Source organism: Nonomuraea sp. NPDC001684 (assembly GCF_053596515.1).
In genome coordinates this window covers 1-1768 of sequence record NZ_JBSFGJ010000833.1, presented here as the reverse complement: position 1 = coordinate 1768, position 1768 = coordinate 1, and the positions used below count along the sequence as shown (strand labels likewise).

Sequence of the window (1768 nt, the reverse complement as noted above, 5' to 3'; positions counted from 1 at the left end):
CGGCGTGCTCGACCGGCTCTGGCTGACCAACAACGGCCCGCTGGTGCGCGAGTTCGAGGCGCGGCTGGCCGACCTGACCGGCGCCCGGCACGCCGTGGCGACCTGCAACGCCACCACCGGCATCCAGATCGCGGCCAGGGCCGCCGGGCTGCGGCCGGGCGACGAGGTGATCGTCCCCTCCTTCACCTGGGTGGCCACCGCCCACGCGCTGGAGTGGATCGGCATCGTCCCGGTCTTCTGCGACTCCGACGAGATCACCGGCAACGCCGACCCCGACCACGTCGAGCGCCTGATCGGCCCGCGCACCCGGGGCATCCTCGGCGTGCACGTCTTCGGCTACCCGTGCGACGTGGACGCCCTGGAGCGCCTGGCCCGCGCGCACGGGCTCGTCCTGCTGTTCGACGCGGCGCACGCGCTCGGCTGCACCTACCGGGGCAGGCCGATCGGCACGTCCGGGGACGCCGAGATCTTCAGCTTCCACGCCACCAAGTTCGTCAACAGCGTCGAGGGCGGCGCGATCGTCACCGACGACGACGACCTGGCCGCGCGGGTCAGGGAGCTGCGCAACCAGGGCATCGACGCGGCCGGGCAGATCTCCGGGGCCGGCACGGTGGCCCGGATGAGCGAGTTCCACGCGGCCATGGGGCTGACCTCGCTGGAGGCCATCGACACGATCGTCGAGGCCAACCGGCGCAACCAGCGGGTCTACGAGGAACTGCTCGCCGGGCTGCCGGGCGTCGTGGTGCGCGGCCAGGCGCCCGGCGAACGGGCCAACTTCCAGTACCTCGTCATCGAGGTGGACGAGGCCGTCGCCGGCGTCTCGCGGGACGCGGTGCTGGAGGCGCTGCTCGTGGAGAACGTGCACGCGCGCCGCTACTTCTCCCCGATCTGCCACCAGGTCGAGCCGTACCGGTCGGACCCGGGCAGGCACTTCCCGCTGCCCCTGCCCCGCGCCGAGGGCCTGGCCGCCCGCGTCCTGTCCCTGCCGACCGGTCCCACGGTGGACGCCGGGCACATCGCCGGCATCTGCCGCGTCGTCCGGGAGACGGTCCGGGCGGCCGACCGCCGGCTGGTCGCCTGACCCCCATGAGAGGCGGGGCGCCTCCGGGTACGGAGGCGTCCCGTCGTGTGCCGACGTCGCGCTGGAGAGTGATCTGCGTCACCCTGCGTCCGGTCGTGGGCCTTGATCAGCGCTGATGGCGTTGGAGCCGTCCCCGTGGAACGGGCAGCCGCGATTTCCCGATTGATCACCTTCCATGAACGCATCGGCTCGGTCTAAATGGGCGTTGGTCATCATTTCGCCTCCAGGGCCCGTTCAGGCAAGGGGATAGCCGTGTACGTCACGGTCTCGGACGGCGCGTTCGCGTCCTGGCTCAAGCCGGTGGACTGAATGCGGCGTCGACATGTGATCCTCGGGCTGGTCGTGCTGGGGTTCGCCGTCATGGCGGCCGTCCTCCACGGGCGGTGGCAACTCGCCGACCGCCCGCCGCAGCGCTACGCCGAGTGCGAGTCGAACGTCGCGGGCGCGGACTGCGCCCGCGCGTCCGAGGTGTTCGAGGACTGCCGGAAGGGCCGCGTCGACCAGATCGGGCGCTTCAACTGCGGGCGCGTGATCGATCTGCACTCGGCGTGCGGCCGGCGCAAGGGCGCGTCGGACGACCTCACCTGCCGGCTGGTCGCGCACGACTACCTCAGGTGCGCCGTCAGCGGTCACGGGGCGTCCGCCTGCTTTGCGATCGAGCAAGCATTTCTGGGGTGCCTGGACGAC

The 1768-nt window shown here is 71.9% G+C and carries 2 protein-coding genes; both read left to right on the top strand.

Translation table 11 applies throughout. The annotated features are described in order from the left end of the window. On the top strand, positions 1 to 1081 hold a 1081-nt coding region (locus tag ACWCSD_RS52300; protein WP_449927336.1), incomplete at its 5' end, for an aminotransferase class I/II-fold pyridoxal phosphate-dependent enzyme. Positions 1082 to 1390: 309 nt separating this feature from the next. Then, the coding region (locus ACWCSD_RS52295; protein ID WP_449927333.1) for a hypothetical protein at positions 1391 to 1768 on the top strand (378 nt) is incomplete at its 3' end.